Below are 26,904 nucleotides of genomic sequence, written 5' to 3' on the forward strand. Positions count from 1 at the left end.
AACGCCAAGCGTCCCGCACCACGCGCTGTGGTGCGGGACGCTTGACATCCGTGTGGGATCAGGTCGTCGAACGACGCCGCCGCGCCCCCGGCCGGCGCTCGCTCGGGCGGGTCACCGGGTCGCCCGACTCCAGCGCCGCGTCCCGGCGCTTCGCGCCGAAGTCGGCCAGGGCCTCGGCCAGTTTCGCGACCGAGGGCTCCGGGGCCATCACGTCGACGCGCAGGCCGTGTTCCTCGGCCGTCTTCGCCGTCGCGGGACCGATGCAGGCGATCACCGTCACGTTGTGCGGCTTGCCCGCGATGCCGACCAGGTTGCGGACCGTGGAGGACGAGGTGAACAGGACCGCGTCGAAGCCGCCGCCCTTGATCGCCTCGCGGGTCTCGGCCGGCGGCGGCGAGGCGCGCACGGTGCGGTACGCCGTGACGTCGTCGACCTCCCAGCCCAGCTCGATCAGCCCGGCCACCAGGGTCTCCGTGGCGATGTCGGCGCGGGGCAGGAAGACACGGTCGATCGGGTCGAAGACCGGGTCGTAGGGGGGCCAGTCCTCCAGGAGACCGGCCGCCGACTGCTCGCCGCTCGGCACCAGGTCCGGCTTCACTCCGAAGGCGATCAGCGCGCGAGCCGTCTGCTCGCCCACCGCGGCCACCTTGATACCCGCGAAGGCCCGCGCGTCGAGGCCGTACTCCTCGAACTTCTCCCGCACCGCCTTCACCGCGTTGACCGACGTGAAGGCGATCCACTCGTAGCGGCCGGTGACCAGGCCCTTGACCGCGCGCTCCATCTGCTGGGGCGTGCGCGGCGGCTCCACCGCGATGGTGGGGACCTCGTGCGGCACCGCGCCGTAGGAGCGCAGCTGGTCGGAGAGCGCCGCCGACTGCTCCTTCGTGCGCGGCACGAGCACCTTCCAGCCGAACAGCGGCTTGGACTCGAACCACGACAGCTGGTCGCGCCGGGCGGCGGCGGAGCGCTCGCCGACCACGGCTATCACCGGGCGGCCGCCGTCCGGCGAGGGCAGCACCTTCGCCTGCTTCAGCGTCTGCGCGATGGTGCCGAGCGTCGCGGACCAGGTGCGCTGGCGCGTCGTCGTACCGGCGACGGTGACCGTCAGCGGGGTGTCCGGCTTGCGGCCGGCCGAGACCAGCTCGCCCGCCGCGGCGGCCACCGCGTCCAGGGTGGTGGAGACGACCACCGTGCCGTCGGAGGCGCCGACCTCGGTCCAGCAGCGGTCGGAGGCGGTACGGGCGTCCACGAACCGGACGTCCGCGCCGTCCGCGTCCCGCAGCGGCACACCGGCGTACGCCGGCACACCGACCGCGGCCGCCACGCCGGGTACGACCTCGAAGGGCACCCCGGCCGCGGCGCACGCCAGCATCTCCTCGGCGGCGTCCGTGTCGAGCCCGGGGTCACCCGGGACCGCACGCACCACCCGCCTGCCGCCCCGCGCGGCCTCCATGACAAGATGAGCGGCATCCCGGGCAGGAGACGGGGCAGCGGCGGTGGTTGACGTGCCGTCAACGACCGTGAGCTGCGGCGTGCCCGGTGGCGACGTGGACAGGTCCCCGTCGGTGTGCACGACGGAGACGCCCTGCCGCGCGTGCGTCCGGATCACATCGAGCACCTCGGGCTCGGCGATCAGGACGTCCGCGTTCGACAGTGCCTCCACGGCGCGCAGAGTCAGCAGTCCCGGATCCCCGGGTCCGGCACCGAGGAAGGTGACGTGCCCGTGTTCCGGACCGGCGGCAGGAAGGGCGGTGGGGCTCAATGTGCTCGCTCCCCCATCAGACCGGCCGCGCCCTGGGCGAGCATCTCGGTGGCGAGGTCGCTACCGAGTGCCAGCGCACCCTCGTGCGTCTGGGGCACGGGACCGGTGGTGGACAACTGCACCATGCGGGTGCCGTCGGTGGTCCCGACGACGGCGCGCAGGCGCATTTCCTTGACAAACTGGCCGCCCCCCAACAAGTCGGCCAGCGCACCCACAGGTGCGCTGCAACCGGCCTCCAGGGCGGCGAGCAGTGACCGTTCGGCGGTCACGGCGGCCCGCGTGAACGGGTCGTCGAGCTCGCCGAGCGCCGCGATCAGGTCCGCGCGCTGGGCGGCGCACTCGATCGCCAGGGCCCCCTGGCCGGGGGCGGGCAGAACCGTGTCGACCGACAGGAAGTCGGTCACCTCTTCGATACGGCCGATCCGGTGGAGTCCGGCGGCGGCCAGGACGACCGCGTCGAGCTCGCCGTCGCGGACGTACCGGATGCGGGTGTCCACGTTGCCGCGGATCGGGACCGTCTCGATGTCCAGTCCGTGGGCGCGGGCGTACGCGTTCAGCTGGGCCATGCGGCGCGGGGAGCCGGTGCCTATGCGGGCGCCGCGCGGCAGGTCGGTGAACTTCAGCTCGTCGCGCGCGACGAGCACGTCCCGCGGGTCCTCGCGCACCGGCAGGGCGGCCAGGACCAGGTCCTCGGGCTCGGCCGTGGGGAGGTCCTTGAGCGAGTGAACGGCGAAGTCGACCTCGCCGCGCACCAGCGCGTCGCGCAGCGCCGTGACGAACACGCCGGTGCCGCCGATCTGCGCGAGGTGCTCGCGGGAGGTGTCGCCGTACGTCGTGATCTCGACCAGCTCGACCGGTCGCCCGGTCACCCGGCGGACGGCCTCCGCCACCTGACCGGACTGGGCCATGGCGAGCTTGCTCCGCCTGGTTCCCAGTCGCAGTGCCTTGTCACTCATGCCGGTCGGTCCTTCGTTTCTGTGCTGTCCTCGGCCCGGGAGACGGAGGCGACCGTCTCGGGGTCGAGGTCGAACAGGGTGCGCAGCGCGTCCGCGTACCCGGTGCCACCGGGCTCGGCCGCGAGCTGCTTGACCCGTACGGTCGGCGCGTGCAGCAGCTTGTCGACGACCCGGTGCACGGCCTGGCGGATCTCGCCGCGCTGGCGGTCGTCCAGGTCGGGCAGGCGGCCGTGCAGCCGCGCGATCTCGGCGGCGACGACATCCGCGGCCATGGTGCGCAGCGCGACCACGGTGGGCGTGATGTGCGCCGCCCGCATGGCCGCCCCGAAGGCCGCGACCTCGTCGGAGACGATACGCCGCACCTGGTCCACGTCGGCCGCCATCGGGGCGTCCGCGGATGCCTCGGCGAGCGACTCGATGTCCACCAGGCGCGCCCCGGCGAGGCGGTGCACGGCGGCGTCGATGTCGCGGGGCATGGCCAGGTCGAGGAGGAAGACGACGGGCGCCGGACGCTCGGCGACCGGCTCGGGGCGGCGCCGCTCGGGAATCCGGCCCACGGTGGCGGCGGTCGCGGCGAGCGCGGTGATCAGCTCGGCGTCCGCCTCGGGGGTGTCGGTGGTACGACCACTCGCCGGGCGCCGGTCGACGGTGCCCCCGGCGGCCCAGGTCGCGTGCTGCTCCAGGGTGGCCGCGTCCATGCCGGCCACGGCGCCCTCGCCGAGGACGGAGAAGCCGGGCTGGGCGGCGGCCAGGTCGAGGGGGCAGTTCTCGTCGGCTGCGGGCACCGGGGCCCCGGGCTTCACGGCCGTGAAAACGGGCTCGGTGACGGCCGGCTGCCCGGTGCGGCCCTCGACCGCCTGCGCGACCGACTCCGCCGTGAGCACCAGGCCGGTCGCCCCGGTACAGGAGACGACGACGTCGGCACGTGTCAGCTCGTCCGGCACGGCGTTCATCCGTACCGCACGGGCGGCCACCGCGTTGTCGTCGGCCTCCTGGAGGATCTCGGCGAGGCGCTCGGCACGGTCGAAGGTGCGGTTGGCGACGACGACCTCGGCGACCCCGGCCCGCGCGAGCGTGGCGGCGGCCAGCGAGGACATCGAACCGGCGCCGATCACCAGCGCCCGGCGGCCGGCCGCCCACCGCTGGACGTCGCCGCCCGCGGCCAGCTGCTCCAGGCCGAAGGTGACCAGGGACTGGCCCGCGCGGTCGATGCCGGTCTCGGAGTGGGCGCGCTTGCCGACCCGCAGGGCCTGCTGGAACAGGTCGTTCAGCAGCTTGCCCGCGGTGTGCAGGTCCTGGGCGCGGGCCAGGGAGTCCTTGATCTGGCCGAGGATCTGGCCCTCGCCGACGACCATCGAGTCCAGGCCGCAGGCCACCGAGAAGAGGTGGTGGACGGCCCGGTCCTCGTAGTGGACGTACAGGTAGGGGGTCAGTTCTTCCAGGCCGACGCCGCTGTGCTGGGCGAGCAGCGTGGACAGCTCGGCGACGCCCGCGTGGAACTTGTCCACGTCGGCGTACAGCTCGATGCGGTTGCAGGTGGCGAGCACCGCGGCCTCGGTGGCGGGCTCGGCGGCGACCGTGTCGTGCAGCAGCTTGGTCTGGGCGTCCGCGGTCAGCGCCGCCCGCTCCAGCACGCTGACCGGGGCGCTGCGGTGGCTCAGTCCGACGACGAGGAGGCTCATGCGGGCATCACGGCGGGTACGTCCCCGTCGGGCCCCTGGTCGGCGTCGTCGCGGGGGGTGACGGCGGGCTGGGCGCCGTCGCCGGCCGCGGTCTCCTCGCCGGACTTGCGCTGCTCGTGGAAGGCGAGGATCTGGAGTTCGATCGACAGGTCGACCTTGCGCACGTCGACGCCGTCCGGCACGGACAGCACGGTCGGCGCGAAGTTCAGGATGGAGGTGACCCCGGCGGCCACGAGCCGGTCGCAGACCGGCTGGGCGGCGCCGGCCGGGGTGGCGATGACGCCGATGGAGACCCGGTCGTCCTTGATGATCTTCTCGAGGTCGTCGGTGTGCTGCACCGGGATGCCCGCGACCGGCTTGCCGGTCAGGCCCGGGTCCGCGTCTATCAGCGCGGCCACGCGGAACCCGCGGGAGGCGAACCCGCCGTAGTTGGCGAGGGCGGCGCCGAGGTTGCCGATACCGACGATGACAACCGGCCAGTCCTGGGTGAGGCCGAGTTCGCGGGAGATCTGGTAGACGAGATACTCCACGTCGTAGCCGACACCGCGCGTTCCGTAGGAGCCCAGGTACGAGAAGTCCTTGCGCAGCTTGGCGGAGTTGACCCCCGCGGCCGCGGCCAGCTCCTCGGAGGAGACCGTGGGCACCGAGCGCTCGGACAGCGCGGTCAGGGCTCGGAGGTACAGCGGAAGCCTGGCGACGGTGGCCTCGGGAATTCCTCGGCTGCGGGTCGCCGGTCGGTGTGTTCGGCCAGTTGCCACGGTGCTCCTGATGGTAGAGCGGGGCTGCGGGCGGCCATACGTCCCCAGACCGCCCCGTCGACAGCAGGCTATGTCTTTGTGAACGCGTGCACAAAGATGGTGTCCGATTTGCCCGGCAGAAGTGACCGGGGTCACGCACCTTTCGCGCCGTTGGCGGGAACCAGCGGGCACACACCGGCGTGCCTTCGTTACTGGGGGCAAAACCGCACACGCTCCTCACGAATCCCGCCCCCGAGACCAAACCGCCCGTAGATCCTAAGCGACTTTCGGGACCAGTTGGACTACTCGGTCAGTGCCTTGCGGAGCCGGTCGGCGTTCACGCGCCAGAAGGTGTGCTGCTCCCCGTCGACGAGGACCACGGGGATCTGCTCCCAGTACTGGTCGTACAGCGCCTTGTCCTCGCCGATGTCCTTCTGGTCCCAGGGCACCCCGAGTTCCCCGCAGACCTTCTCGATCACGGCCTGCGCGTCGTCGCACAGATGGCAGCCGGGCTTGCGGATCAGCGTGACCAGCCGCTCGCCGGGCCCGGGCCGCGGGTTCTTGTCGCCGCTACGTCGGAAGAGTGGACTCATACCGGCCATTCTCCCGCGCGGCCCCCGCGCATCGGCTTCAACCCTCGCCTCACCCACCGTTCACGGCCTTTGAACCTCTCGGCTCCGGATGCACCGAACAGACTGGCTATGCTCACGACATGGCCGCTCTCGGATGGCTCACTCCCCGTAGGCGCTCCGCCACGGCGCGGAGCGTGTTGGCAGGCGAGGCTTCTGCGGAGGCCGCCCGCAAATCCTCGGAGGAGGCGCAGGAGACCGCGCGGCCCGACGCGGAGGAACCGGCTTTCCCGGTGATCGGCGACACCAGCGCGGCCGCCTTCTTCGACCTCGACAACACCGTGATGCAGGGCGCCGCGATCTTCCACTTCGGGCGCGGCCTGTACAAGCGGAAGTTCTTCGAGACCCGCGACCTGGCACGGTTCGCCTGGCAGCAGGCGTGGTTCCGGCTGGCCGGGGTCGAGGACCCCGAGCACATGCAGGACGCCCGCGACTCGGCGCTGTCCATCGTCAAGGGCCATCGCGTCGTCGAGCTCCAGACCATCGGCGAGGAGATCTACGACGAGTACATGGCCGACCGCATCTGGCCGGGCACCCGCGCGCTCGCCCAGGCGCACCTGGACGCCGGGCAGAAGGTGTGGCTGGTCACGGCGGCGCCGGTGGAGATCGCCACGGTGATCGCGCGCCGGCTGGGCCTGACCGGGGCGCTCGGGACGGTCGCGGAGTCGGTGGACGGCATCTACACCGGCCGGCTGGTCGGCGAGCCGCTGCACGGGCCCGCGAAGGCGGAGGCGGTGCGCGCGCTGGCCGCGGCGGAGGGGCTGGACCTCGCCCGCTGCGCGGCGTACAGCGACAGCCACAACGACATCCCGATGCTCTCGCTCGTCGGCCACCCGTACGCCATCAACCCGGACGCGAAGCTGCGCAAGCATGCGCGGGAGAAGGACTGGCGGCTTCGGGACTACCGCACGGGACGCAGGGCGGCGAAGGTGGGGATCCCGGCGGCGGCCGGTGTCGGCGCGGTGGCCGGTGGCACCGCGGCGGCGATCGCCCTGAGTCGCCGGCGCCGATAGGTCCTCGCGCCCGGAATTATGCCGCGGCCATTTCAAGATGTCCTGGAGTTCACCGAAACACGCCCTTTTTCGGTCAAGAAGTGATCAGGTTGCGGAACGGGATAGGGCAACAATCGGTTACAGATGCGACGCAATCGGTGATTTGAGCAACTCGGTGTAGCAGGGCCTGCACGAAGCGTTATTCTCCTCAGACGCAAACCGGTACCCCTCCGTCGCCACGACGGGTGAACGGTTCCGCACTGCACGTGATGAAAGCTCTGCCTCTGGGAGTCCCGTGTACCCACACGTCGGGGTTGACGCCTCGGGCCTGGCTACGCTGCGCGCAACTGTCGCAACGGTCAAAGAGACGCTGCGCGGCCTCGTCCCCACCGCGCTCACCGTCCCTGCCTTCGCCGCCTTCGCCATCGCCGCACCCACGGGCCCGTGCTACGCACTGGCCGACGGCGGCGCCGCCATCGCCAGACGCGCCCGCCCCGCGGGGGCCGGCGGTGCCGGCGGCTCCGGCGGCGCCACCACCGCCCGCCGTCCGGCCGCCGACAGCGACAGCGCCCGGATGATGGATCTGGTCGAACGCGCCCAGGCGGGCGAGGCCGAGGCATTCGGGCGGCTGTACGACCAGTACAGCGACACCGTCTACCGGTACATCTACTACCGGGTGGGCGGCCGCGCCACCGCCGAGGACCTGACCAGCGAGACCTTTCTGCGCGCCCTGCGCCGGATCGGCACCTTCACCTGGCAGGGCCGCGACTTCGGCGCCTGGCTGGTGACGATCGCCCGCAACCTGGTCGCCGACCACTTCAAGTCCAGCCGCTTCCGGCTGGAGGTCACCACCGGCGAGATGCTGGACGCCAACGAGGTCGAGCGCTCACCGGAGGACTCCGTCCTGGAGTCCCTGTCGAACGCCGCGCTGCTGGACGCCGTACGACGCCTCAACCCGCAGCAGCAGGAGTGCGTGACGCTCCGCTTCCTCCAGGGCCTGTCGGTCGCGGAGACCGCCCGGGTCATGGGCAAGAACGAGGGCGCGATCAAGACCCTCCAGTACCGTGCCGTCCGCACACTCGCCCGGCTGCTGCCGGACGACGCCCGCTGACCGCACCCGCCCGGGCCCGCCACGGTGGGCGACCGCCAACTCACCTTCCGTAAAGGCACGTTGACTTTCGATACGGATCAATCCGGGTCCGTAACCCAAGTGCCGCGCCAGTCGTTGTGCGGGATACAGGCTCCCTGTGGTCACCTCCCGGCCGGCCCATCGCTCGATCGGGTGGAACGGCCGGGGGCGTGCAACCCTCAGGACCCCCTGGGGAGTCGACCGTCATGACGAGAGGAGGTGCCGCCAGTGATCGCGAACGTATCGGCGCACCGGCGGGCGAACGCCTTCGCCCAGGCCCTGGAGGAGCAGCCCGACCGGGACACGGCGGCCGAGCAGACCGAGGAACCGGCGGGTTCCCCGCCGACCACCGAGGAACTGACCGAGCGGGGCCGTCTACTGGCCCTCGCGGACGGACTCGGCGCGCTGCCCAGGCCGCAGCTCGATCCCGACGTCAAGGTCGTCCAGCGCGCACAGCTGGTGGCCGCGATGGAGGCCATGCTCCAGGAGGGGACCGGGGCGGAGCCGACCGTACCGGGTCAGCGGAGGGCCAAGGGCGCGCACCGGGCGAGCCCGCTGGGCAAGCTCCGGCCGCGGACCAGGCTGACCAAGGGCCTCGCGGCCGGCGGACTCAGCGTGGGCGTGGCCGCGGGAGCCTTCGGCGGTGTCGCCGCCGCCAGCTCCCACGCCCTGCCCGGTGACTCGCTCTACGGGCTGAAACGCGGCATCGAGGACTTCAAGCTCGACTACCTGAGCAACGGCGAGGACCAGCGCGGCCAGGTCTACCTCGACCAGGCGTCCACCCGGCTCGGCGAGGCCCGCCGGCTGATGGAGCGCGGCCGCGGCGGCCATCTCGACCACGAGTCCATCGGCGAGATCCGCCGCACCCTGTCCGGGATGCAGCACGACGTCACCGAGGGCCACCGGCTGCTGCACGCGGCCTACGAGGCCGATCCGGACCAGCTGGGCCCGATCCAGGCGCTGTCCGCGTTCTCCCGGTCCCACCGCGAGGCATGGAGCGCGCTGAGCGACAAGCTGCCGGTGCAGCTCGGGGACGTCAAACAGCAGGTGTCGTCGGTGTTCGACGCCATAGACCAGGAAGTCGCCCCGCTTCAGTCCCTGCTGCCGCAGCAGCCCTCCCAGGGCGGCAACGGCAAGCACCGGGGCTCCGGCCCGGCGTCCCCCGGCACCCACCGGTCGACCACGCCCCGCCACAGCACCCCGTCCGCCGGTCACCCCAGCACCGAGCACCCGAGCGGCACGGCCAGCGAGGGCACCGACGACGGTCTGCTCGGCGGCAACACCGGCGGCCTGCTCGACCCGCCGAAGTCCAGCGGCGACAGCGGCACCCCGTCCACCACCAAACCCCCGGCCACCGCCCCCGACGTCACCCTCCCCCCGCTCCTCCCGGGCCTCCTCCCGGGACTGGGGATCGACAACGACCAGGCGAACTAGGGAAGTACGACAGCGAGGGCGCCCCCACCCGAGCGGGGGCACCCTCGTCGCCGTACAGCGGGCCAGAAGTCGTCCGAGCAGTCGTACCGCGGGCTAGAAGAAGACCGACCGCCGCTGTACCAGCAGCTTGTACAAGGTGTGCTGGATCTGTTCCCGCACCTGGTCCGTGAGGTTGAACATCAGCATCGGGTCCTCGGCCGCCTCCGGCGGATACCCGTCCGTCGGGATCGGCTCGCCGAACTGGATCGTCCACTTCGTCGGCAGCGGCACCGCGCCCAGCGGCCCCAGCCAGGGGAAGGTGGGGGTGAGCGGGAAGTACGGGATGCCCAGCACCCGCGCGAGGGTCTTCGCGTTGCCGACCATCGGATAGATCTCCTCCGCGCCGACGATCGAGCACGGAATGATCGGCACGCCCTGCCGCATCGCCGTCGACACGAACCCGCCCCGCCCGAACCGCTGGAGCTTGTACCGCTCGCTGAAGGGCTTCCCGATGCCCTTGAACCCCTCGGGCATCACCCCGACCAGCTCGCCCTGCTCCAGCAGCCGTTCCGCGTCCTCCGCGCACGCCAGGGTGTGCCCGAGCTTGCGCGCCAGCTCGTTGACCACCGGCAGCACGAACACCAGGTCCGCCGCGAGCAGCCGCAGATGCCGGCCCGCGGGATGGTGGTCGTGCACCGCGACCTGCATCATCAGCCCGTCCAGCGGCAGCGTCCCGGAGTGGTTGGCGACGATCAGCGCCCCGCCCTTGTCCGGGATGTTCCCGACGCCCTTCACCTCGACCCGGAAGTACTTCTCGTACACCGGGCGCAGCAGCGACATCAGGACCTGGTCGGTCAGCTCCGCGTCGTACCCGAAGTCGTCGACCTCGTAATCCCCGGTCAGCCGGCGCCGCAGGAAGGACAGTCCGGCCGCCACCCGCCGCTCCAGACCGCCCTCGTCGGCGGGTACGGGCGGTTTCGCCGGCCGCTCGTCCTCGCTCGCCGGGCCGCCCTCCGCCGCCGGTCCCGCCCCCGGCAGCCGCTGCACCTCGGCCGGCTCCGCGGCCCCGGCGTCGCCGCGGCCGCCGCGCCGGCCGCCCGCGCCCCGCCGTCTGCCGGACCGCTGCGGCCCGCTCCCGCTCCCCCGGGACCGGTCGTCGTCGAAGGGAATGACCTTGGCGTCCGCCATCGTTACCGCGCTCCTCGGTCGGCGCTCTGCGTCGTGGGCCGGCCGCCGCCCGGCAGGGCGAGCGCGGCGATCCGGTCGACGGCTCCGGCGACGGCCTCCGGCGGCAGCAGCCCCGCGCCCTGGCCCCGGGCGAAGTCCGCGAACGCCTCCGCCGTCGTGAAGCGGGGCGTGAACCCCAGCGTGTCGCGCATCTGGACGGTGTCCACGACGCGCCCATGGGTCAGCAGCCTGAACTGCTCCGGTGAGAAGTCCGTCATACCCAGCGTACGGACCAGGGAGCCGGCCCAGGTGACCGCGGGCAGCAGCAGCGGCACGGTGGGCCGCCCGAGCCGCCGGGAGCACTGCGAGAGCAGCAGCACCCCGTCCCCGGCGATGTTGAACGTGCCGCTGTTGAGGGTGCCCCGGCGCGGCTCGTGCGCGGCGAGCCGCAGCACCTCCACCACGTCGTCCTCGTGCACGAACTGGAGCCGCGGGTCGTAGCCGAACACGGTCGGCAGCACCGGCAGCGCGAAGTACGAGGCGAGCGGGGTGTCCGCGGCGGGACCGAGGATGTTGGCGAACCGGAGCACGCACACGGCCACATCGGGCCGCCGCCGGGCGAACCCGCGCACATAGCCCTCGACCTCGACGGTGTCCTTGGCGAACCCGCCGCTGGGCAGTGACTTGGCCGGGGTGGTCTCGGTGAACACGGCGGGGTCGCGCGGCGCGGAGCCGTACACATTGGTGCTGGACTTGATCACCAGCCGCCGCACCGCCGGCGACTTCTGGCAGGCACCGAGCAGCTGCATGGTGCCGATGACGTTGGTCTCCTTGACCGTGGCGCGGTTGCCGCCGCCCAGCGCGGTGCCGGTGACATCGAGGTGGACGACGGTGTCGGCGCCGGTCTCGGCGAGCACCCGGGCCATGGTCGGCTGCCGGATGTCGGCCTGGACGAAGTCGGCGCCGCCGAGCTGGTGCGCGGGCGGCACCGCGTCCACCGCGATCACCCGCTCGACCTCCGGGTCCCGCTGGATCCGCCGCACGAACCGGCCGCCAAGCTGCCGGGCGACCCCGGTGACGAGCACGACCCTCCCCAAGATCAGCGCCTTCCTTCCGGCGTTACCTCACGTCCGCGTTCCCCGTGGGGGCCAACTTAGCGGGTGGACGTCGCGCTGTGACGACTGCCCGATGCGCGAGGTGACGGAAATTCCCCGGCCGGAGTCGGCCGGATCACCACCGCTTGGCCGGGGATACACCTGTGGCCCCCCATCATTGCCGATGGGGGGCCACAGAACACGCTCTCGCGTCGCCGCTTACTTCTTGTTGCGGCGCTGAACGCGCGTGCGCTTGAGCAGCTTGCGGTGCTTCTTCTTGGCCATCCGCTTGCGCCGCTTCTTGATAACAGAGCCCACGACTACCCTCGCTCACTTCTCATCACTGGTTGTTTGGGCGCCATGGGCCCACACGACCTACGAGGGGCTAGCCTACCCAACCGAGCGCTGAGGTCGTAATCGAGGGTCTCCGGGTATCCCCGGAGGGGATCGTCAGGCCGTCTCCACCCCCACATAGCTGTCGCGGAGGTACTCGTGGACCGCTTGCTCGGGGACGCGGAAGGACCGCCCCACCCGGATCGCGGGCAGATGACCGCTGTGCACCAGGCGGTACACGGTCATCTTCGACACTCGCATCACCGTGGCGACCTCCGCCACGGTCAGGAACTGAACCTCGTTCAGTGGCCTCTCGCCAGCTGCAGCCATGACACACCTGCACCTTCCGCACTCGACGGCCACCGGCTTCCCCTTCCGGTGACTCTTCGTCGCTGCGTGCTCACTCCCCAGACTAGGGGCGGGTGATGCGAGTGGGGAAGAGGTGCACGCATCGGCGGCCTACTGTGGCAGACGCGCGCGTTTGAGTACGTAGCGGGTGAGTGGCAGGTAGTGACTAGACCGGACTCCGTCGTCCAGGGGTACGACGACGCGCACGGTGCCCTCGGCCTGCCCGACGAACGGCGCGGGATCGTCGGAGTCGGCCGGGCCGATCGCCTCGAACCCCAGCTGACCTGCGCCGCAGAGCCAGCCGTGGTCGCCGACGACCAGCTCGGGCAGTGGGCCGCCGGCGGCCGCGGCGGCCTCCAGGACGACCCTGACCGGCAGCGGCGAATGGCAGTGCGCGCCTGGCTCACAACCGGGGCGCCCGCCCTCGGTTTCCCGCACCAACGCGACGCGTCGTACGTAGTCCACGCGGTGCGTGCGTAGACCGAACTGGGTCAATATGTCGACACAGCGACCCTGCGCGGGAGTGAGGACCTCACATCCCGCCGCCGAGAGGGCGTCCGCGAGGGCGGCGTAGAAACCGAGCAGCGAGCGGGGGTGCCCGGTGCCGAACAGCACCGGTGCGTGACGCCGCGCGGCCGCCGCGAGCCGTTCCGCGAAGGCGTCCAGCGCGGCGAGCGTCCGTACCGGATCGATCACATCCGGCCCCGCGCGATGCCGGGGATCGGCCGAAACACCGCACCTGTCCGCCATCAGCCCGAGCAACTCCGCCTCGCCCCAGGCCCCGTACGGGTCGATCCCGAGCAGCACCCGGGGATCGCGGGCCGCGAACTGACGGTACCTCCGCAGGCTCCGCTCCCGGGGCGTCTCGACGACCCCGGCCAGCCGGGCGGCGGACAGGTAGGTCAACACGCTTGCGATGGTGGCCCATCGGCCGGGCCGGTAAGGGAAATACCGGGGGATTTGCGCACGGTTGGCCTAAGAGACCCCCCGGGCCCCCAGAGCCCTCAGAGCCCTCAGGGCGTTCCCGGGACCCGCTAGGGGAGCAGGCCCCGCAGGGGGAACGCCGCGCGGCGGGTCGCCAGGATGGACTGGTCCAGCCGGTCGGCGGGGTCGTAGCCGCCCTCCCAGGAGGACCAGGGGACCGGCCAGCGGCCGTCCGTCATCCGCTGGGGGGCGAGCTGCCGGGTGCGGGCGTAGACCTCCTGGCGCCAGCCCTCGGGGATGACCGTCTCCGGCGTCACCGGCCGCCCCGCCGCGATGGCCACGAGATGCGTCCAGGAGCGGGGTACGACGTCCACCACCGCGTAACCACCCCCGCCCAGCGCGACCCACTTCCCGTCGGCGTACTCGTGCGCCAGCTCATGGCACGCCAGCTGCACCGCCCGCTGCGCGTCCAGCGAGACCGCGAGATGCGCGAGCGGGTCCTCGAAGTGCGTGTCCGCCCCGTGCTGGGAGACCAGCACCTGCGGCCGGAAGTCCGCGAGCAGCTCCGGCACCACCGCGTGGAAGGCCCGGACCCACCCGGCGTCCCCGGTCCCGGCCAGCAGCGGCAGGTTCACCGCCGCCCCCTCCCCCGCCCCGCCGCCGGTCTCCTGCGGCCACCCGGACTGCGGGAACAGCGTGCGGGGATGCTCGTGCACCGAGATCGTCAGCACCCGGGGGTCCTCCCAGAACGCGGCCTGCACCCCGTCCCCGTGGTGCACGTCCACGTCCACGTACGCGACCCGCTCCACGCCCAGTTCCAGCAGCCGGGCGATGGCGAGCGCCGCGTCGTTGTAGACGCAGAACCCGGACGCGGCCCCCGGCATCGCGTGGTGCAGCCCGCCGGTGAAGTTCACGGCGTGCAGGGCCTCCCCCCGCCACACCGACTCCGCCGCCGCCACCGACTGCCCCGCGATCAGCGCGGACACCTCGTGCATCCCGGCGAACGCGGGATCGTCCAGCGTCCCGAGCCCGTACGCCGGGTCCGCGCCCGCCGGGTCCGCCGACGCGGCCCTGACCGCCTCGATGTAGTCGTCCCGGTGGACCAGCCGCAGCGTGGACCGCCCGGCCGGCTTCGCCGCGACGACCTCCAGCTCCCGGTCGACCCCCAGGGCACCGACCAGCCCCCGGGTCAGCGCCAGCCGTACCGGGTCCATCGGATGCCCGGGGCCGAAGTCATAGCCCGTTACTGCCTCGTCCCACATCAGCTGTGCGCGGCCGCTCATGCCCGCCACCGTATCGGCCCGGACTTGTCGCGAACGACCTGGCGTACACGAGCGTCACCAGCACCAACACCATCGGGAGCAGCATCGCCCCGCGATAGCTCCACGCGTCTCCCACCGCGCCCACCAACGGCGATCCGACCAGGAAACCGACGTAATTGAAGATGTTCAGCCGCGCGACCGCCGCGTCCGACGCCCCGGGGAACAGCCGCCCCGCCGCCGCGAAGGTCTGCGGCACCAGCACGCACAGCCCGAGCCCCAGCAGGGTGAACCCGAGCATCCCCACCCACGCCCCGGGCGCCACGGCCACCACCGCGAACCCGCCGGCCGCCACCAGCGCCCCGAGCCGTACGACCGCCGCCGCGCCGAACCGCCGTACCCCGAGGTCCCCCAGGGACCGCCCGACCAGCGTGGTCACCATGTACACGTTGTACGGCACCGTCGCCAGCTGCTCCGAGCTGCCCAGCACGTCCTTCAGGTACTTCGCGCTCCAGTTGGAGACCGTCGAGTCCCCGATGTACGCGAAGGTCATCACCAGGCACAGCGGCAGCAGCAGCTTGAAGACCACGCCCCCGCCGCCCCCCTGTGCCGCCGGCGCCGCCGCGTCCCCGTCGACGTACCACCGGCTGCCCAGGAGCGTCGCCGGCAGCAGGACGGCCACTACCGGCAGGTACGACACCCACAGCGCGAGCTGCCAGTGCGCCCCGGCCCACGCGAGCGAGGCCCCGACGATGCCGCCCAGGCTGTACACGGCGTGGAAGCTGAGCATGATGCTGCGGCCGTACGACCGCTGGAGGCTGACCCCGAGCATGTTCATCGAGGCGTCCAGCATGCCGACCGACAGCCCGAACACACCCAACGCCAACGCCACCGCGGCCAGTTGCCCCTGCCCGCCCGCCCCGGCGGCCAGCAGCGCGAGCAGCACCACCGGCTGGGACCAGCGCAGCAGCCGGCTGGGCCGCACCCGCTTGACCAACTGCTCGGTGGTGACACTGCCGACGCCCGCGAGCACCGGCACGGCAGCCAGAAAGACCGGTAGCAGGGCATCGGAGATGCCGTACCGGTCCTGGATGGCGGGGATGCGCGTCACCAGCAGCGCGAAGGCGGCGCCCTGGGCGAAGAAGGCGAACGCCAGAGAGGCCCTGCCTCGCCGCAGCAGTTCAGTCATGGCGGCGAGCGTAGGGCCCCGGCTTACTTGTGGGTAGACATCGCCAAAGGTGAATTTCCTTCAGCTTCGGCGGAGTCGGTCCCGGCGGCGACCTCGGCCTCCAGCAGCCTCTCCATCGGGCCCGCGGCCAGCACCCCGCTGATCCGGAAGGCGACCACCATCGTGGCGATCAGGACGACGGTGCCGAGCCAGACCATGGTGTCCACGGGGACGGTGTAGGCGCCGACGACCCGGGCGACGCACTCGGCGAGCAGGGCCACGCCCCAGACGAGGGAGAACGTCCGCTCCCGCTGCCGGAAGGCCGCGGAGCGCACCGAGGCGCCGCCGGTCAGCCGCTGCCAGGCGGCCTCCTTCACCGCGTCCCCCTTGACCAGGAAGGGCATCACGGCGGCGGTCATCATCGGCCGGCCGAGCCGGACCGAGAGCAGGATGCCGATGCCGACGGTGCTGCTGACCGCGCCGTCCTTGGCGAGCATCAGCCGCGGGTCCCCGGCGAGCGTACTCACCAGCAGGGAGACGAGGTTGACCACGAGGATCAGACAGGCCAGCGCGTTGGCCCGGCGCTCGCGCACCAGGCTCCACACGGTGCGCGCCGCCGGCACCACACTGCTCCAGGCGAGCGCCGCGACGGTGCTCGCGCCGAGGGCGTCCTTGAGGACGTAGTACGCCCCGATGGGCACGACCACGTCGAGGACGAGCGGCCGGAGGTTGTCCAGCATGCTCGGGTTCTGCTGCGCGTTCCGGCTGTGGTTCCCCGTGTTCATCGTCATGCCCTCAGCTTCGCGGCCGGCGGGGGTGCGCCGGTAGAAACGTTCGTCCGGACGACGGCATGACAGATGTCAGGCACCGGCGGATGGCACGGGTCATACCGCGGGTCATTTCAGCAGGTCGGGCAACTCCCCCATGGAAGCGAACAGTTGGGTGGCGCCGGTGAGCCGCTCGGCCGGGGTCATCGCGGTGAACCCGTAGACATCCATCCCGGCCGCCACGGCCGCCTGGACGCCCAGCGGGGAGTCCTCCACGACCGCGCACCGCTCGGGGTCGACGCCCATCCGCTCGGCCGCGTACAGGAAGAGGTCGGGGGCGGGCTTGCCCTTGCCGACGTCCTGCGAGCTGAAGATCCGCTCCTCCTGGAACCACCGGTCGAGCCCGGTGACGCGGTGCCCCACCCTGATCCGCTCATGGCTCCCGGAGGAGGCCACGCAGTACGGCACCCCGTCCGCGGCCAGCTTCTCCAGTATCCCGGCGGCGCCGGGCACGGGCCCCAACTCCCGCTCGAACGCGGCGAAGACGCGCGCGTGGAAGACGTCGTCGAAATCGGCCGGCAGCCGCCGTCCGGTGTGCTCCAGGACGAGATCGTGCACCCGGTGCATCGCCGAGCCCATGTAGTCGCGCAGGGAGTCCTCGTAGGACGTCTCGATCCCCAGCTCGGTCAGGTAGGCCGCCAGGTGCCGGTTGGAGATCGGCTCGCTGTCCACGAGGACGCCGTCGTTGTCGAAGATGATCAGGTCGTAGCGCATGGCCACAGCCTAAGAGCCGCTAGCCGGACCCCTTCGCCGGCCTAGAAGCCGCCGTCCAGGGCCCCTTCGCGGATCTGCCGCAGGATGGCGTCCCAGAACCCGGCCCGCTCGTGCAGCGCCTCGCGCACCGCGTAGGTGCACTCCTCCCATTTGCGGCTGTCGTCGCCGCAGAGGTCCACCAGCATGCGCATGGCCATGGGGGTGTGCGCCTCGGCGTCGACCTCGATGTGCCGGTGGAGGTAGTCCTTGAACCGGGCGAGGCGTGCGTCGCGGTCGTCGATCCGGACGACCTGCTCGAACATCTCCGGGATCAGGTCCTCGCGCCCGAAGGCGAACACGGCGGCCTGGACGTGCACCGGGGCGGTCTCGATGACGTTCCAGGTCGCGCCGACGAACTCCCGCACGGAAAGCGGTGCGCCCGCGGCCACGAGGGCCTTGGGGACGGGGGTGCCGGACCGGAGCAGGTCGAGGAAGGCGTCCAGCGGTCCGGGGTGGGCGCCGGCATCGTCCATCGCGGCCCGGTACAGCTCGAAGTGGGAGGTGAATCCGTCGCCCAGTTCGTCGCTCTCCTCCACCAGCGTGATCTCGTTGATCAGCCTGCGGGAGGCGGTCGGGCCCTGGGGCACCCACGGCACGCTGGTGCAGGTCAGCTGCCGCTGAAGGCTCTTCAGCAACGACATGAAGTCCCATACGGCGAAGGCGTGGTGCTCCATGAACACCGCGACGTCCCGGCGGCTGCGGAAGCTCGTGTAGAGAGGGTGGCCGGTGACCTCGGTACGGACGGACTCGATGTGCTCTTTGAGGGCGAGGACACCGGGGTGAACGACGGAGGACTGATAACGGGACATCGTCATGGGCTGATAACGTGCCGAACTCTTGCGAGGATACTGCCGGAATTGCCCCTGAACGCAGAAAACCCCCGCACCAATGGTGCGGGGGTCTCCCTAAAAATTGTTCGGCGGCGTCCTACTCTCCCACAGGGTCCCCCCTGCAGTACCATCGGCGCTGAAAGGCTTAGCTTCCGGGTTCGAAATGTAACCGGGCGTTTCCCTAACGCTATAACCACCGAAACACTATGAAACTGACAACCGGCACTTTGGTTGTTCGTGGTTTCAGAACCAACACAGTGGACGCGAGCAACTGAGGACAAGCCCTCGGCCTATTAGTACCGGTCACCTCCACCAGTTACCTGGCTTCCAGATCCGGCCTATCAACCCAGTCGTCTACTGGGAGCCTTACCCCATCAAGTGGGTGGGAGTCCTCATCTCGAAGCAGGCTTCCCGCTTAGATGCTTTCAGCGGTTATCCCTCCCGAACGTAGCCAACCAGCCATGCCCTTGGCAGGACAACTGGCACACCAGAGGTTCGTCCGTCCCGGTCCTCTCGTACTAGGGACAGCCCTTCTCAAGACTCCTACGCGCACAGCGGATAGGGACCGAACTGTCTCACGACGTTCTAAACCCAGCTCGCGTACCGCTTTAATGGGCGAACAGCCCAACCCTTGGGACCGACTCCAGCCCCAGGATGCGACGAGCCGACATCGAGGTGCCAAACCATCCCGTCGATATGGACTCTTGGGGAAGATCAGCCTGTTATCCCCGGGGTACCTTTTATCCGTTGAGCGACGGCGCTTCCACAAGCCACCGCCGGATCACTAGTCCCGACTTTCGTCCCTGCTCGACCCGTCGGTCTCACAGTCAAGCTCCCTTGTGCACTTACACTCAACACCTGATTACCAACCAGGCTGAGGGAACCTTTGGGCGCCTCCGTTACTCTTTAGGAGGCAACCGCCCCAGTTAAACTACCCATCAGACACTGTCCCTGATCCGGATCACGGACCCAGGTTAGACATCCAGCACGACCAGACTGGTATTTCAACGACGACTCCACCCACACTGGCGTATGAGCTTCAAAGTCTCCCAGCTATCCTACACAAGCCGAACCGAACACCAATATCAAACTGTAGTAAAGGTCCCGGGGTCTTTCCGTCCTGCTGCGCGAAACGAGCATCTTTACTCGTAGTGCAATTTCACCGGGCCTATGGTTGAGACAGTCGAGAAGTCGTTACGCCATTCGTGCAGGTCGGAACTTACCCGACAAGGAATTTCGCTACCTTAGGATGGTTATAGTTACCACCGCCGTTTACTGGCGCTTAAGTTCTCAGCTTCGCCCCACCGAAATGGAGCTAACCGGTCCCCTTAACGTTCCAGCACCGGGCAGGCGTCAGTCCGTATACATCGCCTTACGGCTTCGCACGGACCTGTGTTTTTAGTAAACAGTCGCTTCTCGCTGGTCTCTGCGGCCACCCCCAGCTCAGGGAGTAAATCCCATCACCGAGCGTGGCCCCCCTTCTCCCGAAGTTACGGGGGCATTTTGCCGAGTTCCTTAACCATAGTTCACCCGAACGCCTCGGTATTCTCTACCTGACCACCTGAGTCGGTTTAGGGTACGGGCCGCCATGAAACTCGCTAGAGGCTTTTCTCGACAGCATAGGATCATCCACTTCACCACAATCGGCTCGGCATCAGGTCTCAGACACATGATGTGCGGATTTACCTACACACCGTCCTACACCCTTACCCCGGGACAACCACCGCCCGGGATGGACTACCTTCCTGCGTCACCCCATCACTCACCTACTAACCGCTTGGTCCGGCGGCTCCACCACTCCCCTCAACTCCGAAGAGATCAGGGCGGCTTCACGGCCTTAGCATCACGATGCTCGATGTTTGACGCTTCACAGCGGGTACCGGAATATCAACCGGTTATCCATCGACTACGCCTGTCGGCCTCGCCTTAGGTCCCGACTTACCCTGGGCAGATCAGCTTGACCCAGGAACCCTTAGTCAATCGGCGCACACGTTTCTCACGTGTGTATCGCTACTCATGCCTGCATTCTCACTCGTCAACCGTCCACAACTACCTTCCGGTGCTGCTTCACCCGGCAGACGACGCTCCCCTACCCATCACAGCACCCGTTGGGGCTATATGCTGCAATGACACGACTTCGGCGGTACGCTTGAGCCCCGCTACATTGTCGGCGCGGAATCACTAGACCAGTGAGCTATTACGCACTCTTTCAAGGGTGGCTGCTTCTAAGCCAACCTCCTGGTTGTCTGTGCGACTCCACATCCTTTCCCACTTAGCGTACGCTTAGGGGCCTTAGTCGATGCTCTGGGCTGTTTCCCTCTCGACCATGGAGCTTATCCCCCACAGTCTCACTGCCGCGCTCTCACTTACCGGCATTCGGAGTTTGGCTAAGGTCAGTAACCCGGTAGGGCCCATCGCCTATCCAGTGCTCTACCTCCGGCAAGAAACACACGACGCTGCACCTAAATGCATTTCGGGGAGAACCAGCTATCACGGAGTTTGATTGGCCTTTCACCCCTAACCACAGGTCATCCCCCAGGTTTTCAACCCTGGTGGGTTCGGTCCTCCACGAAGTCTTACCTCCGCTTCAACCTGCCCATGGCTAGATCACTCCGCTTCGGGTCTTGAGCGTGCTACTGAAACGCCCTGTTCGGACTCGCTTTCGCTACGGCTTCCCCACGCGGGTTAACCTCGCAACACACCGCAAACTCGCAGGCTCATTCTTCAAAAGGCACGCAGTCACGAGAATGTGCAAGCACATTCCGACGCTCCCACGGCTTGTAGGCACACGGTTTCAGGTACTATTTCACTCCCCTCCCGGGGTACTTTTCACCATTCCCTCACGGTACTATCCGCTATCGGTCACCAGGGAATATTTAGGCTTAGCGGGTGGTCCCGCCAGATTCACACGGGATTTCTCGGGCCCCGTGCTACTTGGGTGTCTCTCAAGCAAGCCGCTGACATTTCGACTACGGGGGTCTTACCCTCTACGCCGGACCTTTCGCATGTCCTTCGTCTACATCAACGGTTTCTGACTCGCCCTACGGCCGGCAGACCGTAGAAGAGAGATCCCACAACCCCGCACACGCAACCCCTGCCGGGTCTCACACGCATACGGTTTGGCCTCATCCGGTTTCGCTCGCCACTACTCCCGGAATCACGGTTGTTTTCTCTTCCTGAGGGTACTGAGATGTTTCACTTCCCCTCGTTCCCTCCACTTGCCCTATGTGTTCAGGCAAGGGTGACAGCCCATGACGACTGCCGGGTTTCCCCATTCGGAAACCCCCGGATCAAAGCCTGGTTGACGGCTCCCCGGGGACTATCGTGGCCTCCCACGTCCTTCATCGGTTCCTGGTGCCAAGGCATCCACCGTGCGCCCTTAAAAACTTGGCCACAGATGCTCGCGTCCACTGTGCAGTTCTCAAACAACGACCAGCCACCCATCACCCCGAACCCATCAACGAGTCCGAGTGCACTGGGGCCGGCGACTGAGGAGAAGATCAGATCATTCCCTCAGACACCCAACAGCGTGCCCGACCAGAACCCGTCCGAGGATCATGCGTTCCACACTCCGAAGAGCAGTACTAACAGCCCCCGACCCGGATAACCGGCCGAGTAGTCAACGTTCCACCCATGAGCAACCAGCATCAGACATTCGCCGATGTACTGGCCTCTGACCGAACAAAGTCCGGTAAGAAGTGCTCCTTAGAAAGGAGGTGATCCAGCCGCACCTTCCGGTACGGCTACCTTGTTACGACTTCGTCCCAATCGCTGGTCCCACCTTCGACAGCTCCCTCCCACAAGGGGTTGGGCCACCGGCTTCGGGTGTTACCGACTTTCGTGACGTGACGGGCGGTGTGTACAAGGCCCGGGAACGTATTCACCGCAGCAATGCTGATCTGCGATTACTAGCGACTCCGACTTCATGGGGTCGAGTTGCAGACCCCAATCCGAACTGAGACCGGCTTTTTGAGATTCGCTCCACCTCACGGTATCGCAGCTCATTGTACCGGCCATTGTAGCACGTGTGCAGCCCAAGACATAAGGGGCATGATGACTTGACGTCGTCCCCACCTTCCTCCGAGTTGACCCCGGCGGTCTCCCGTGAGTCCCCAGCACCACAAGGGCCTGCTGGCAACACGGGACAAGGGTTGCGCTCGTTGCGGGACTTAACCCAACATCTCACGACACGAGCTGACGACAGCCATGCACCACCTGTACACCGACCACAAGGGGGGCACTATCTCTAATGCTTTCCGGTGTATGTCAAGCCTTGGTAAGGTTCTTCGCGTTGCGTCGAATTAAGCCACATGCTCCGCCGCTTGTGCGGGCCCCCGTCAATTCCTTTGAGTTTTAGCCTTGCGGCCGTACTCCCCAGGCGGGGCACTTAATGCGTTAGCTGCGGCACGGACAACGTGGAATGTTGCCCACACCTAGTGCCCACCGTTTACGGCGTGGACTACCAGGGTATCTAATCCTGTTCGCTCCCCACGCTTTCGCTCCTCAGCGTCAGTATCGGCCCAGAGATCCGCCTTCGCCACCGGTGTTCCTCCTGATATCTGCGCATTTCACCGCTACACCAGGAATTCCGATCTCCCCTACCGAACTCTAGCCTGCCCGTATCGACTGCAGACCCGGGGTTAAGCCCCGGGCTTTCACAACCGACGTGACAAGCCGCCTACGAGCTCTTTACGCCCAATAATTCCGGACAACGCTCGCGCCCTACGTATTACCGCGGCTGCTGGCACGTAGTTAGCCGGCGCTTCTTCTGCAGGTACCGTCACTTTCGCTTCTTCCCTGCTGAAAGAGGTTTACAACCCGAAGGCCGTCATCCCTCACGCGGCGTCGCTGCATCAGGCTTTCGCCCATTGTGCAATATTCCCCACTGCTGCCTCCCGTAGGAGTCTGGGCCGTGTCTCAGTCCCAGTGTGGCCGGTCGCCCTCTCAGGCCGGCTACCCGTCGTCGCCTTGGTGAGCCGTTACCTCACCAACAAGCTGATAGGCCGCGGGCTCATCCTGCACCGCCGGAGCTTTACACCATCAAGGATGCCCAAGATGGTCATATCCGGTATTAGACCCCGTTTCCAGGGCTTGTCCCAGAGTGCAGGGCAGATTGCCCACGTGTTACTCACCCGTTCGCCACTAATCCACCCCGAAGGGCTTCATCGTTCGACTTGCATGTGTTAAGCACGCCGCCAGCGTTCGTCCTGAGCCAGGATCAAACTCTCCGTGAATGTTTACTCGGCCGAAAAATATTTCAGCCGGTGCACATCCGAAGAGCGGAACAGTCGGAGGAATAGTCCGACCGTTCACAGCGTCCTCGCTGTGTTTATTTCAAAGGAACCACGTCCCGATCATGATGACCGGAGACGGGGTATCAACATATCTGGCGTTGACTTTTGGCACGCTGTTGAGTTCTCAAGGAACGGTCGCTTCCTTTGTACTCACCCTCTCGGGCTTTCCTCCGGGCTTCCCTTCGTGTTTCCGACTCTATCAGATCTTTTCTCGATCCGATTTCCTCGGTGCTTTCCAGGTTCTCGCTCTCGCGTTTCCCTTTCCGGCGGTTCCGACTCTATCAGATCCTTTCGGCGTCTGACCCCCAGTCAGCGGGGCTTGTCTTCCCGGCCGTTGGGCCGTTCCGACGAGTGAGACATTAGCGGATTCCCGGCTCCCGAGCTAATCGGGGGCCTCGTTCTTTCGAACGCGGATTCCTCATTTCGCAAATACGCACACCAAAGTGTTCGACGCCGAGGCATCGGAATGGGTGGTGCTCACGGAATGGCTGCCCGGGGACCGACCGGAGTCGGCGCTCACGTCGGACAACTCGGAGTACCTTACGGATCGCCCCGAGGTGTGTCAACCACCGGCCGGTCCCTCCCGGCCAGGTCAGTCCTTCGTGCCGGAGGCCAGCTCGCGGCTGCGGTCCCGGGCGGCTTCCAGGGCGGCGATGAGGGCCGCGCGGACACCGTGGTTCTCCAGCTCGCGGATGGCGTTGATCGTCGTACCGGCGGGAGAGGTGACGTTCTCCCGGAGCTTCACCGGGTGCTCGCCGCTGTCGCGGAGCATCACGGCGGCGCCGATGGCGGACTGCACGATGAGCTCGTGGGCCTTGTCCCGGGGCAGACCGAGGAGGATGCCGGCGTCGGTCATGGCCTCGACCAGGTAGAAGAAGTACGCCGGGCCGGAGCCGGAGAGCGCGGTGCAGGCGTCCTGCTGGCCCTCGGGCACACGGAGCGTCTTGCCGACGGCGCCGAAGATGCCCTCGGCGATGGCCAGATGCTCCTGGGTGGCGTGGGTGCCCGGGGAGATGACGGACATGGCCTCGTCGACGAGGGCCGGGGTGTTCGTCATGACGCGGACCACCGGGGTGCCCTTGGCGAGGCGCTCCTCCAGGAAGGCGGTCGGGATGCCCGCGGCGCCGCTGATGACCAGGCGGTCGGCGGGGACGTGCGGGGCCAGTTCGTCCAGCAGGGCGCCCATGTCCTGCGGCTTGACCGTGAGGATCAGGGTGTCGGCGGTCTTGGCGGCCTCGGTGTTGCCGACCGGGGTGACTCCGTGGCGGGCGCGGAGCTCTTCGGCGCGTTCGGGTCGGCGCGCGGTGACGAGCAGGTCGGCTGGGGCCCAGCCGCCTCGGATCATCCCGCTGAGCAGGGCTTCGCCGATCTTGCCGGTGCCGAGTACTGCGACTTTCTGGGTCATGCGGCTCAGTCTGGCACCGGGGGTGTCCGGCAGGGGGTTATGTCCGGCCTGCGGAACGGGTGCGGGGGGGCGCGGTCGTGCGGGTGGCCGGCGCGCGGCGCGTCTGGCGTTCCGGTGGCCAGCAGGTGGCATTCAGCTGGCGTACACGCTGTCTCAAGGTGGTGCCGCCAGAGTCCCGCCTCGTGTCTACTTCACCCTCGCGTCCCGGCGTCGCCTCCCTTGGCGCCGCTGCCTTGACGCTCTCAGGACTGCTCGTGACAGGGGTGGCCGCCGCTCAGCCCGCGGCCGCCGCGGACCCCGCCGGCTACCAGAACATCCGGATCAACGAGGTCACTTCGTCGAACAGCGACACGGTGGAGCTGTACAACACCGGTTCGGCCTCGGTGAGCATCAGTGGCTGGAAGGTGTCCGACGACAGCTTCTCGCCGCAGTCGTTCAGCCCGTCGGCCGGCACCGTCCCGGCGCACGGCTTCGTCACCTTCGACTCGCCCAAGGGCCTGGGCGACTCGGACAAGCTGGTGCTCTACACCTCCGGCGGCACGGTGGTCGACCGGGTCGACTGGGCCACCGGCAAGGCGAAGCCGGCGATGGCGCGGTGCGGCGGGGACGGCACCGGCGCGTGGGTCACCACGACCGCGGCGAGCACGTTCGGCGCGGCGAACGCCCCGGGCTGCCCCGCGTCGCTCCCGGCCGCGAGCCAGGTGCGGATCAACGAGGTCACCTCGGACGGCGCGGACACCGTGGAGTTGTACAACGGCGGTTCGAGCGCGGTGAGCATCGGGTCGTGGAAGTACGTGGACAACGACACCAGCCACTCCCCGGCCTCCGTCTCGTCCTCCTCGCCGAGCACGACCAGCATCCCGGCCGGCGGCTACGCGACGTTCGGCTCGGCCCTCGGCCTGGGCGACAACGACTCGGTCTTCCTCACCGACGGCAACGGCACCACCGTCGACTCGGTGACCTGGGCGGCCGGCGGCGCCAAGCCGTCGGACGAGCGCTGCGCCAACGGCACCGGCGCCTTCCAGACCGCCGCGTCCGCGACGCTCGGCGGCGCGAACTCCTGCCCGGGCGGCGGCGGTGGCGGCGGCACCGGCGGCGGCCGGCTCCTGGGCGGCGGCGGGTCGCTCACCAGCGGCTGCGCCCCCGAGGCGCCCACCGGTACGGCTTCCACCCCGGCCGGCACCTCGGCGTGGCCGGGCGGGCTCGACGTCACGATCGCCGACAACGTCTGCGCGTTCACCACGTCCACCGGCCCCGAGGGGCGTGATGTGAGCGGTCTCGCGTTCGACCCGGCGAACCCCTCGGTGCTGTGGGCCGCCAAGAACAAGAACTGGCTGTTCAAGCTGGTCAAGAGCAACGGCAAATGGATTCCGGACGCGTCGTGGAGCGCGACCGGCAAGCAAATCCGTTTCCTGGGCGGTTCCGGCGAGCCGGACTCCGAGGGGCTGACGGTCGGCGCCGACGGGCACCTCTATGTGACCTCCGAGCGCGACAACGCCAAGAACACGGTCCCCAAGGACACGATCATGGAGTTCGACCCGACGGCCGCCGGCTCGACCCTCACGCCGGTCCACCAGTGGGACATGACCTCGCAGTTCCCGCAGCTCGACACGGGCAGCAAGGACGACGCCAACCTCGGCTTCGAGGGCGTCGCCTATGTGCCGGACAGCTGGCTGACCGCGAACCGCTGGACCGACCCGCTCACCGGGGCCGCCTACAACCCGGCGAACTACCCCCTGCACGGCTCGGGCCTGTTCTTCGCCGGTCTGGAGTGGGACGGCACGCTGCACGCCTACGGCCTGAACTCCGACGGCACCTTCACCACGTTCGGCACGATCTCCACCGGCAAGGCGTCCGTGGTGGACGTGACCTTCGACGCCGGGACCCAGCGCATCGTCGCCACCTGCGACAACGCCTGCGGCGAGACGCACACCTTCCTGAAGGTCGACGCCACCGGCGCGATCGTCCCGGACGTGACCTACACGAACCCGGCCGTCATGCCCGTCGACAACCTGGAGGGCTTCGCCCTCGCCCCCGCCTCGACCTGCGTCGACGGCTCGCGCGAGGCGGTGTGGAGCGACGACGGCATCTACGGCTTCGGCTCCGGAAGCTCCTCGTACGGACACGCCCTCTACAGCGGCACCTTCCCCTGCTGAACCCCGCGCCGGGCTCCTCGCGGCGCTGAAGCTCCCCGGCGGACGG

At 68.7% G+C, this 26,904-nt stretch carries 20 protein-coding genes and 3 rRNA genes; 4 read left to right on the plus strand and 19 right to left on the minus strand.

The window, feature by feature from the left end; genetic code table 11:
- Positions 1–58: 58 nt before the first annotated feature.
- The 5 genes from GHR20_RS16075 to GHR20_RS16095 form a co-directional block, all read right to left on the minus strand.
- Positions 59–1,762: a bifunctional uroporphyrinogen-III C-methyltransferase/uroporphyrinogen-III synthase gene (locus tag GHR20_RS16075; protein ID WP_111587043.1), complete on the minus strand. Its 1,704-nt coding sequence runs from the start codon at positions 1,760–1,762 to the stop codon at positions 59–61.
- Positions 1,759–2,718: a hydroxymethylbilane synthase gene (gene hemC, locus GHR20_RS16080; RefSeq protein WP_153813559.1), complete on the minus strand. Its 960-nt coding sequence runs from the start codon at positions 2,716–2,718 to the stop codon at positions 1,759–1,761. The genes GHR20_RS16075 and hemC overlap by 4 nt, the downstream gene beginning before the upstream one ends.
- The gene (locus GHR20_RS16085) at positions 2,715–4,400 is read right to left on the minus strand and encodes a glutamyl-tRNA reductase (RefSeq protein ID WP_153813560.1); all 1,686 of its coding nucleotides are present in this window, start codon (positions 4,398–4,400) and stop codon (positions 2,715–2,717) included. Before GHR20_RS16085 ends, hemC begins: the two co-directional genes overlap by 4 nt.
- On the minus strand, positions 4,397–5,158 hold the full coding sequence (locus tag GHR20_RS16090; protein WP_148024498.1) for a redox-sensing transcriptional repressor Rex: 762 nt from the start codon (positions 5,156–5,158) through the stop codon (positions 4,397–4,399). The genes GHR20_RS16085 and GHR20_RS16090 overlap by 4 nt, the downstream gene beginning before the upstream one ends.
- A gap of 281 nt (positions 5,159–5,439) precedes the next feature.
- Positions 5,440–5,739: a glutaredoxin family protein gene (locus GHR20_RS16095; RefSeq protein WP_148024497.1), complete on the minus strand. Its 300-nt coding sequence runs from the start codon at positions 5,737–5,739 to the stop codon at positions 5,440–5,442.
- A 110-nt stretch (positions 5,740–5,849) separates the two neighbouring features.
- Between GHR20_RS16095 and GHR20_RS16100 the strand changes: the two genes are divergently transcribed.
- From GHR20_RS16100 to GHR20_RS16110, 3 genes are all read left to right on the plus strand, one after another.
- Positions 5,850–6,779 (plus strand): HAD-IB family hydrolase, encoded by a 930-nt coding sequence (locus GHR20_RS16100; RefSeq protein WP_111587048.1) that lies wholly within the window; start codon positions 5,850–5,852, stop codon positions 6,777–6,779.
- A 274-nt stretch (positions 6,780–7,053) separates the two neighbouring features.
- On the plus strand, positions 7,054–7,869 hold the full coding sequence (locus GHR20_RS16105) for an ECF subfamily RNA polymerase sigma factor, BldN family (RefSeq protein WP_148024496.1): 816 nt from the start codon (positions 7,054–7,056) through the stop codon (positions 7,867–7,869).
- A 246-nt stretch (positions 7,870–8,115) separates the two neighbouring features.
- On the plus strand, positions 8,116–9,321 hold the full coding sequence (locus tag GHR20_RS16110) for a DUF5667 domain-containing protein (RefSeq protein WP_153813561.1): 1,206 nt from the start codon (positions 8,116–8,118) through the stop codon (positions 9,319–9,321).
- 93 nt (positions 9,322–9,414) lie between these two features.
- Here the strand turns inward: GHR20_RS16110 and GHR20_RS16115 are convergent, their stop codons facing one another.
- The 14 genes from GHR20_RS16115 to proC all read right to left on the minus strand — a co-directional run bounded on the left by GHR20_RS16115 (position 9,415) and on the right by proC (position 24,702).
- Positions 9,415–10,488 (minus strand): lysophospholipid acyltransferase family protein, encoded by a 1,074-nt coding sequence (locus GHR20_RS16115; RefSeq protein ID WP_153813562.1) that lies wholly within the window; start codon positions 10,486–10,488, stop codon positions 9,415–9,417.
- A gap of 2 nt (positions 10,489–10,490) precedes the next feature.
- Positions 10,491–11,564: an NAD-dependent epimerase/dehydratase family protein gene (locus GHR20_RS16120; RefSeq protein ID WP_153813563.1), complete on the minus strand. Its 1,074-nt coding sequence runs from the start codon at positions 11,562–11,564 to the stop codon at positions 10,491–10,493.
- A gap of 216 nt (positions 11,565–11,780) precedes the next feature.
- Positions 11,781–11,879 (minus strand): AURKAIP1/COX24 domain-containing protein, encoded by a 99-nt coding sequence (locus GHR20_RS16125; protein WP_003948845.1) that lies wholly within the window; start codon positions 11,877–11,879, stop codon positions 11,781–11,783.
- A gap of 132 nt (positions 11,880–12,011) precedes the next feature.
- Positions 12,012–12,224 (minus strand): helix-turn-helix domain-containing protein, encoded by a 213-nt coding sequence (locus GHR20_RS16130; RefSeq protein ID WP_046417307.1) that lies wholly within the window; start codon positions 12,222–12,224, stop codon positions 12,012–12,014.
- Positions 12,225–12,353: 129 nt separating this feature from the next.
- Complete coding sequence (locus GHR20_RS16135; protein WP_153813564.1) at positions 12,354–13,160, minus strand: phosphatase; 807 nt, start codon at positions 13,158–13,160, stop codon at positions 12,354–12,356.
- Between the two features lie 116 nt (positions 13,161–13,276).
- Positions 13,277–14,449, minus strand: coding sequence for an acetoin utilization protein AcuC (locus tag GHR20_RS16140; RefSeq protein ID WP_153813565.1), 1,173 nt, complete (start codon positions 14,447–14,449; stop codon positions 13,277–13,279).
- Complete coding sequence (locus tag GHR20_RS16145) at positions 14,400–15,614, minus strand: MFS transporter (protein ID WP_181516718.1); 1,215 nt, start codon at positions 15,612–15,614, stop codon at positions 14,400–14,402. Before GHR20_RS16145 ends, GHR20_RS16140 begins: the two co-directional genes overlap by 50 nt.
- A 23-nt stretch (positions 15,615–15,637) precedes the next feature.
- Entirely contained in the window at positions 15,638–16,384 is a 747-nt protein-coding gene (locus GHR20_RS16150) for a VC0807 family protein (protein ID WP_153813566.1), read from the minus strand.
- Between the two features lie 105 nt (positions 16,385–16,489).
- Positions 16,490–17,134: an HAD family hydrolase gene (locus GHR20_RS16155; RefSeq protein WP_153813567.1), complete on the minus strand. Its 645-nt coding sequence runs from the start codon at positions 17,132–17,134 to the stop codon at positions 16,490–16,492.
- A 41-nt stretch (positions 17,135–17,175) separates the two neighbouring features.
- Positions 17,176–17,988 carry a DUF3050 domain-containing protein gene (locus GHR20_RS16160; protein WP_243878041.1) on the minus strand — a complete coding sequence of 271 codons (813 nt, stop codon included), beginning with the start codon at positions 17,986–17,988 and terminating at the stop codon, positions 17,176–17,178.
- A gap of 99 nt (positions 17,989–18,087) precedes the next feature.
- A 5S ribosomal RNA gene (gene rrf, locus GHR20_RS16165) occupies positions 18,088–18,204 on the minus strand.
- A gap of 72 nt (positions 18,205–18,276) precedes the next feature.
- A 23S ribosomal RNA gene (locus GHR20_RS16170) occupies positions 18,277–21,396 on the minus strand.
- Positions 21,397–21,712: 316 nt separating this feature from the next.
- Positions 21,713–23,237: ribosomal RNA gene (locus GHR20_RS16175) — 16S ribosomal RNA — on the minus strand.
- The 16S, 23S and 5S rRNA genes sit together here, the layout of an rRNA operon.
- A gap of 652 nt (positions 23,238–23,889) precedes the next feature.
- Positions 23,890–24,702 carry a pyrroline-5-carboxylate reductase gene (proC, locus tag GHR20_RS16180; RefSeq protein WP_111587229.1) on the minus strand — a complete coding sequence of 271 codons (813 nt, stop codon included), beginning with the start codon at positions 24,700–24,702 and terminating at the stop codon, positions 23,890–23,892.
- 254 nt (positions 24,703–24,956) lie between these two features.
- On the opposite strand from proC, the gene GHR20_RS16185 reads away from it, so the two are divergent.
- Positions 24,957–26,858, plus strand: a complete 1,902-nt coding sequence (locus GHR20_RS16185) for a lamin tail domain-containing protein (protein WP_243878042.1) — start codon at positions 24,957–24,959, stop codon at positions 26,856–26,858.
- Positions 26,859–26,904 lie beyond the last annotated feature (46 nt).

It is taken from the genome of Streptomyces sp. SUK 48, assembly GCF_009650765.1.
Classification (GTDB): domain Bacteria; phylum Actinomycetota; class Actinomycetes; order Streptomycetales; family Streptomycetaceae; genus Streptomyces.